5 protein-coding genes are annotated in these 6,334 nt (G+C 70.8%); 1 reads left to right on the top strand and 4 read right to left on the bottom strand.

What is annotated here, in order from left to right; translation table 11 throughout:
* Nucleotides 1-168 precede the first annotated feature (168 nt).
* On the bottom strand, nucleotides 169-996 hold the full coding sequence (locus ACFU95_RS00240) for a L,D-transpeptidase family protein (protein WP_383819548.1): 828 nt from the start codon (nucleotides 994-996) through the stop codon (nucleotides 169-171).
* A 156-nt stretch (nucleotides 997-1,152) separates the two neighbouring features.
* On the opposite strand from ACFU95_RS00240, the gene ACFU95_RS00235 reads away from it, so the two are divergent.
* The gene (locus ACFU95_RS00235; RefSeq protein ID WP_383819546.1) at nucleotides 1,153-2,733 is read left to right on the top strand and encodes a methylmalonyl-CoA mutase; all 1,581 of its coding nucleotides are present in this window, start codon (nucleotides 1,153-1,155) and stop codon (nucleotides 2,731-2,733) included.
* 27 nt (nucleotides 2,734-2,760) lie between these two features.
* Here ACFU95_RS00235 and ACFU95_RS00230 read toward each other — a convergent pair whose 3' ends face one another.
* The 3 genes from ACFU95_RS00230 to ACFU95_RS00220 form a co-directional block, all read right to left on the bottom strand.
* Nucleotides 2,761-3,690, bottom strand: a complete 930-nt coding sequence (locus ACFU95_RS00230; RefSeq protein WP_383819543.1) for a class I SAM-dependent methyltransferase — start codon at nucleotides 3,688-3,690, stop codon at nucleotides 2,761-2,763.
* Between the two features lie 204 nt (nucleotides 3,691-3,894).
* Nucleotides 3,895-4,767, bottom strand: coding sequence for a sulfotransferase family protein (locus ACFU95_RS00225; RefSeq protein ID WP_383820415.1), 873 nt, complete (start codon nucleotides 4,765-4,767; stop codon nucleotides 3,895-3,897).
* Nucleotides 4,768-4,914: 147 nt separating this feature from the next.
* Complete coding sequence (locus ACFU95_RS00220) at nucleotides 4,915-6,024, bottom strand: acyltransferase family protein (protein ID WP_383820413.1); 1,110 nt, start codon at nucleotides 6,022-6,024, stop codon at nucleotides 4,915-4,917.
* Between the last annotated feature and the right edge of the window lie 310 nt (nucleotides 6,025-6,334).

Here is a 6,334-nt window from a genome sequence, read left to right as displayed (position 1 = left end):
TTTTTTGGCCCACCGTGGGGGGGGTTGGGGGGGGCCGATTGTTCGTGTTCCGTAGAAAGGGTCTGTTTCCCCCCCCTGTTTTGGGGCTTTGACGTAGGGGGGGGCGGGCCCTTCCCCCCCTCCCCCCCCCGCGCCCCATATCCCCGCACCCGTGCGCCCGGCCGGGCGTCACCAGTGGACGACGACCTTGTCGCCGGTCCTCACCTGGGCGAACATCTCCGAGATCGCCCGCTCGTCCCGAATGTTGACGCAGCCGTGCGAGGCGCCGGCGTAACCCGTGGCCGCGAAGTCGGACGAGTAGTGCACCGCCTGGCCGCCGCTGAAGAACATGGCGTAGGGCATGGGCGAGTCATAGAGCGTCGACACATGGTGCCGGGACTTCCAGTAGACGCTGAACACACCCTCCCGTGTCGGTGTGTACTGCGACCCGAACCGCACCGGCACCGTCAGGACCGTCCGCCCGTCGATCATCCAGCGCAGGGTCCGGCTCGACTTGCTGATGCACAGCACCCGGCCGGTCAGGCACCGCGCGTCCGGTGTGTCGGCCGGCTGGCCGCCCATCAGGTACAGGTCCCACTTGCCGGGTTCGCGGGTCATCCTCAGCAGCCGCTCCCAGGTGACCTCGTCGGTCCTGCCCGTCCTCGGCAGCCCCCGTTTGCCCTGGAAGCCCCTGACCGCCTGCTCGGTCAGATCGTCGTAGGTCCCGGTCGGACCGTCGAAGAGCCAGGCGATCTGCCGCAGCCGGGCCTGGAGCTCGCGTATGTCACGGCCCTCGTCGCCCCGCGACCACAGCACGGCCGCGGGCGCCGCGGGCGTGGACGGGGGCGTCGCGCTCGGCTTGTCGTCGGGCGGCGGCGCGGACTTCCCCGACGGCGTACCGCTCGGAAGCTCTATGCGCACCGGCGAGCGCCTGTCGTCCCCGGACGCCTGCACCGTACAACCGCACAGGACCGTGAGCGCGGCGCCCGCGGCGAGTACGGCAGTCGATCTCCCCATGCCCCTGGTACGCATTCCGCCCCCCGGCGTCTCACCGCGGCCGCCCCGACCGGGCGACCGGCCCGATGTCACCTGAGATGTTCCCCGCACGTGACCGGTTGCGAACTACGCGGCATGGTGGGACACAGAAGTGAACTGCGACACGGAGGCCACACCATGGCGCGTGAGTCGGAGTCGGGACTGCCCATCGAGCCGGTCTACGGGCCGGACGCGCAGCACGACTGGGATCCCGCCGAGAAGCTGGGCGAGCCGGGGTCGTACCCGTTCACCCGCGGCGTGTACCCCTCCATGTACACGGGCCGCCCCTGGACGATGCGCCAGTACGCCGGCTTCGGCACGGCGACGGAGTCCAACGCCCGCTATCGCGACCTGATCGCGCACGGCACGATGGGCCTCTCGGTCGCCTTCGACCTGCCCACCCAGATGGGCCACGACTCCGACGCGCCGATCGCGCACGGCGAGGTCGGCAAGGTGGGCGTGGCCATCGACTCGATCGACGACATGCGGGTGTTGTTCGACGGGATCCCGCTGGACAAGGTGTCCACGTCGATGACGATCAACGCGCCGGCCGCGCTCCTCCTCCTGCTGTACCAGCTGGTCGCGGAGGAACAGGGGGTCCCCGCGGACCGGCTCACCGGCACGATCCAGAACGACGTGCTGAAGGAGTACATCGCGCGCGGCACGTACATCTTCCCGCCGAAGCCGTCCCTGCGGCTGATCGCCGACATCTTCCGGTACTGCAAGGCCGAGATCCCGAAGTGGAACACGATCTCGATCTCCGGCTACCACATGGCCGAGGCGGGCGCGTCGCCCGCGCAGGAGATCGCCTTCACCCTCGCGGACGGCATCGAGTACGTCCGCACGGCGGTCGCGGCCGGCATGGACGTCGACGACTTCGCGCCCCGCCTCTCCTTCTTCTTCGTCGCCCGTACGACGATCCTGGAGGAGGTCGCCAAGTTCCGCGCCGCCCGCCGCATCTGGGCCCGCGTGATGCGCGACGAGTTCGGGGCGGAAAACCCGAAGTCCCTGATGCTCCGCTTCCACACCCAGACGGCCGGGGTGCAGCTGACGGCCCAGCAGCCGGAGGTGAACCTGGTCCGGGTCGCGGTGCAGGGCCTCGCGGCGGTGTTCGGCGGCACCCAGTCCCTGCACACCAACTCCTTCGACGAGGCGATCGCGCTGCCGACGGACAAGAGTGCGCGGCTGGCGCTGCGCACCCAGCAGGTCCTCGCGTACGAGACGGACGTGACGGCGACGGTGGACCCCTTCGCGGGCTCCTACGCCATCGAGAGGATGACCGACGACGTCGAGGCGGCGGCGGTCGGGCTGATGCGGAAGGTCGAGGACCTCGGCGGCGCGGTCTCGGCCATCGAGCACGGCTTCCAGAAGAACGAGATCGAGCACAGCGCGTACCGGATCGCCCAGGAGACGGACTCCGGTGAGCGGGTCGTCGTCGGCGTCAACCGCTTCCCCCTGCACGAGGAGGAGCCGTACGAGCCGCTCCGCGTGGACCCGGCCATCGAGGCCCGGCAGGCGGAACGGCTCGTGAAGCTGCGTACGGAACGGGACCAGGAGGCGGTGGACACGGCACTGGCCGCGCTGAGGAAGGCGGCCGAGGGCCGGGACAACGTGCTGTACCCGATGAAGGACGCGTTGCGGGCCCGGGCGACGGTGGGGGAGGTGTGCGACGCGCTGCGGGAGGTGTGGGGGACCTATCTGCCGAGCGACGCGTTCTGAACGACCCCGGAGGACGACCGCCGGCTTCTACCGCCCCCGGCGCCGGGCCTCGCGGATCGCGCGGGTGAGGACCGGCGGGAGCAGGTCGGCGGCGAGCGCCCGGGCGCGGCCGCGGGAGGTCCGCCGGCGTGCGGGGCGGTCCAAGGGCCGTTCGGCGGGGCCGGCGGCGGGCTGTTCGGCGGGGCTGGTGTCCGCGTGCCGGGACGGCGGGAACGGCGGGGCCTGCGTGCCCTTGGCCTTGAGGCGGACGATGCGGTGCCCGGCCGCCTGCTGGACGCTGAGCCGGCAGTCCGTGCGCGCCCGCACCATCGCCAGCAGCTCCTCCTGGACCGGCCCGGGGTCGCCCCAGGTTCCGTACAGCTTCTGCGTGCTCAGGCAGATCGGGCGCAGGCCCCGGTTGAGGACGGCCTCCCAGGCGGCTATCGAGACACCGGGCGTGTGCTCGGAGCGGAAGTCGTCCAGGACGACCACGCCGTCCGGCACCAGCAGGTCATGGGCCGCGCCGATGTCGTCGTACACGTGCTCGTACAGATGGGAGCCGTCGACGTGGACGAACCGGCAGGACCGGGGCGGGACCTCGCCGGGCACGATCGAGCTGGGGCCCTGAAGGACGCGGGGCAGTTCGTCGTGGAAGGAGAGGTAGTTCTCCTCGAAGGCCCGCCGGGTCAGGGAACGGTACGACTTCTGCGACTCCGCCTGGTTGGCGTCGTCCGGTGCGTCCCCCTCGAAGAGGTCGCACACCGTGTAGCGCTCGCCCGGCTGGAGGCGGCGCCCGAGGAATATCGCGCTCTTGCCCATGTACACGCCGACCTCCAGCAGGTCGCCGCGCAAGGCCGAGGATCGCTGCCGTTCGAGGAGCCAGTCGAAGAGCACCTGGTCGAGCGCGGGGAACCAGCCGGGGACGTCGTCGAGGGTGCGGGGGCGTCGGGCGGCGGTCGTGGGCTGTGGGGCTGCCATGGGCACGAGCACTCCGTTGTGAACCTGCGGATCGGACGGGGTACTCGGGCCCCTGCCCCGAGGGGGCGGGCCGAACCCGCCGCTGGATGAACGGCGGGACAACATCGCGTGGGCGGCAGACGGCTCACCGGTTGCCGGGTGAGGAAGCGGGTGGCGACCGCGGCTCGCGGCCGTCGGACCGGGTGGGGCGCGGGGCCCGCCGGCTCAGACCGGGTATCCCCATTCCCGCGCCAACTCCGCCAGTCGCGGCGGGAGTTCGACGTCCGGGCGGGCGGTGCGGGCGGGCTGGACGCGGCCGGACCTGAGGGTGCTCGACCAGTCGCCCAGCTGCGGCCGGAGGGTGCCGTGGTCCTGTGCGCCGTAGTCGAGCATGCCGGGCTCCCAGGGCACGCCGAGATAGGCGCAGACGCCGCGGGTGACCCGCTCCGGCTCCGCGGTCAGCTCCTCGTACCGGACCACATGGACGTCGAGGTTGCGGCGCGCCTCCTCCAGCTTCTCGCTGTAGCCGAGGACCTCGGCCCGGATGGCCTCGTGGTCGGGATCCGACCGGCGCTCGGTCAGGGACGCGATGACGGTGCCCGGGTGCCGCAGCAGGACGATGTGGCGCGCCTTCGGCCAACATCGGTGCAGCCGGGGCCAGATGAGGGTGTTCGGCGGGGTCTTGTCGACGATGACGTCCTTGCCGCTGCGGGTGAGTTCGAGGTGCAGCACCCGGTCCCACAGCAGGTGTTCCAGCTCGTCCTTGTCGAGCCGCAGTTCCCGCATGGCGGCTGCCGTGAAGTCGCGGGACAGCTGGACGTGCAGGGTGCGCAGATGCATCTCGTGCGGGGCCCGGATCCGGCTGTGGCTGTTCAGCAGCACCCGCAGCAGGGTCGACCCGGAACGCACCGAGCTCAGGACGAAGACCGGTGACTCCACCAGGCGCGGAGCGGGAGGCGCGGTGTAGCGGCCCTCGGAGGCGTCCGGGGCGCCGGAGCTCCGGGGTGTGGGGATGGCGTCCAGGTTCCCGCGTGGCGGGCTCACGGCCTGTCTCATCAGCCTGCCGCGACGCCTCAGTCCCTTGCCGATCGCCGTCATCCTGGGGTCTCGCACGGTGACACCTCTCTCTCGCGCTGTGCGCTCCGTATCCCAGGGGCGAGAGCTGAACGGGAGATGACGTGCGGGAGACGCGGCGCGGGAACGTGAGCGTGCGCGGCCCCGCTGACCAGGTGCCTTACCGGTTTCTTAATTCTTCCTGGGAATCTTCGCCAGCTCGCGGCGCAGCAGCGGCGTGGCCCAGTCCTCCACACCCCGGTTGAGCAGCCGGGCGAGGAGCAGCATCGAGGCGACCGTCAGCAGGACGGTGGCGTACGAGGGGATGCCGAGGTCCTGGTGCAGGACCTTGATGACGACCCAGCCCAGGTGCTCGTGGACGAGGTAGAACGGGTACGTCAGGGCTCCCGCGACCGTCAGCCAGCGCCAGTTCGCCCAGCTCAGCCAGCCCAGCGCGATCGCGGCGACGGCCAGGAAGCCCAGGGTGACGACCAGGACGATGCCGAGGGAGCTGCGGTAGGAGAAGGCCTGCACCTCCGGCGCGTGCCACAGGCGCTCGACGGCGTAGTGCTGGCCGATCAGCCAGCTCACGACCACGATGCCCCAGGCGTACGCGTCCCGGCGGTCGCGGTGCACGAGGTACAGGCCGACGCCGCCGATGAAGTACGGCGCGTACTCGGGCATCAGCACCAGGTTCAGGAGCGGCTCCTGGGCGGCCTGCGCGATGGCCGCGCCCAGCGTCCAGAAGGCGCAGAACATGATCACCCGTCGGCGGGTCGCCCCGGGCAGTACGACGCACAGCGCGAACAGGGCGTAGAAGCGGATCTCCGCCCACAGGGTCCAGCACACGCCCAGCACCCGGTCGACGCCCAGTGGCTGCTGGAGCATCGTCAGGTTCAGCAGCGCGTCACTCGGCGAGACGGCCTTGTAGGCGACCACGGGCAGTGCGAACACCGCCGTCACCAGAATGATCGCCGCCCAGTACGCGGGCAGCAGCCGGGCGGCGCGAGAGGCGAAGAACGAGCGCAACGAGCGGCCCCAGCCGCTCATGCATATGACGAATCCGCTGATCACGAAGAACACCTGCACACCCAGGCAGCCGTACGCGAACAGCTCGTGCAGCGTGGGGAACTGCAGGCTCGGCGAGCTGCCCCAGGCCTGGGAGACCTCGCCGTCGCGGCCGCCGTAGTGGTACGCCGCGACCATCAGCGCGGCCACCAGGCGCAGTCCGTCCAGCGCGCGCAGCCGTGTCTCACGGGGTTTTTCCCGCCTGGGGGGCTGAGCGGAGACTGCGGACGGCAGGACAGTGCGCACCGCGGTGTCCGTGGAGGCCGCTCGGGTGCCCTCGGACGCGTCGATCACAGGATTCCCCTCAATGGAACTCAGCCGGGCCACAGCACATTAGTCCGAATTAACAAGGTGCTTCGCCGGATGCGGTGAGACTTCGGTCAGCCGTCGGCGGGAATTCACCTTCCTGTCGCTTGCCAAGAATTCCTGGGAAGGTGACGTGAAGGGGAAATGGATGCGAAAGGGCGTGGGGGGGACCCACACAGCGGGGGCCCCCCCCCCCGGAGAGGGGGGTGCCCTCCCCCCCCGACCCCGGCCAAAATAC

The sequence above is a fragment of the Streptomyces sp. NPDC057623 genome (genome assembly GCF_042800355.1).
Classification (GTDB): domain Bacteria; phylum Actinomycetota; class Actinomycetes; order Streptomycetales; family Streptomycetaceae; genus Streptomyces.
The sequence above is the reverse complement of the archived record's forward strand: the minus strand, read 5'-3'. Positions and strand labels throughout refer to the sequence as shown.

Excerpts from the sequence above, each read along its gene's own strand:
- ACFU95_RS00225 (WP_383820415.1), bottom strand. The coding sequence starts at position 4,767 with ATGACGGCGATCGGCAAGGGACTGAGGCGTCGCGGCAGGCTGATGAGA.
- ACFU95_RS00235 (WP_383819546.1), top strand. The coding sequence starts at position 1,153 with ATGGCGCGTGAGTCGGAGTCGGGACTGCCCATCGAGCCGGTCTACGGG.
- ACFU95_RS00230 (WP_383819543.1), bottom strand. The coding sequence starts at position 3,690 with ATGGCAGCCCCACAGCCCACGACCGCCGCCCGACGCCCCCGCACCCTC.
- ACFU95_RS00240 (WP_383819548.1), bottom strand. The coding sequence starts at position 996 with ATGGGGAGATCGACTGCCGTACTCGCCGCGGGCGCCGCGCTCACGGTC.